The following is a 682-nucleotide window of genomic DNA, read 5'->3' as shown; positions in this document are numbered from 1 at the left end:
CTCGTCGGGCTGCCCCAGGCTGTTCAGTTCCAGCCGCACATGCTCCATCGGAATGCCCAGGTCGCGCAGTAGCGCACGGCACATCAATATCTGCTCGGCATCCACATCGGGGCCGGCAAAGCCCAGCGCTTCAACGTCGATCTGGTGGAATTGGCGATAGCGTCCCTTCTGCGGCCGCTCGTGGCGAAACAGCGGCACCGCTGACCAGACCCTCATCGGGCCGTTGTAAAGCGCATTGTGCTCAATCATCGCGCGCACGATCCCGGCGGTGGCCTCAGGGCGCAGCGTCAGCTTGTCGCCGTTCATCGAGTCCACGAAGGAATACATCTCTTTTTCGACGATATCGGTAACTTCGCCAAGACCTCGCACAAACAGCGCGGTCGGCTCGACGATTGGCGTGCGTACATTGGCATAGGCATAGCGCGCCATCAGCGCACGCACCTTGGCCTCAAACCACTCCCACCGGGCCGATTCTGGCGGCAGGATGTCATTCATGCCTTTAACGCCAGCCAGTTTTTCCGTTTTAGCCACGGCGGATTTTTCCACCGGGCCGGCAGCTGTTTTTTCAACCATGGGTATCAGACGGTTTCAGCGACGGCGTGCGCGCCAAAGCGTTTTTCTATGTAGTTTTCAACAATTACCTGAAACTCCTGCGCAATGTTGTCGCCGCGCAAGGTCAGTC

The 682-nt window shown here is 58.8% G+C and carries 1 protein-coding gene; it reads right to left on the bottom strand.

Annotated features, from left to right (window positions below; all coding sequences use genetic code 11):
* Window positions 1-573: histidine--tRNA ligase (locus tag AC1D0Z_RS23590; RefSeq protein ID WP_477660539.1), on the bottom strand; the 573-nt coding region annotated here is incomplete at its 3' end.
* Window positions 574-682: the final 109 nt, after the last annotated feature.

The organism is Polaromonas sp. P1_E3 (assembly GCF_056405935.1).
This window is presented reverse-complemented; position numbering and strand designations above follow the sequence as displayed.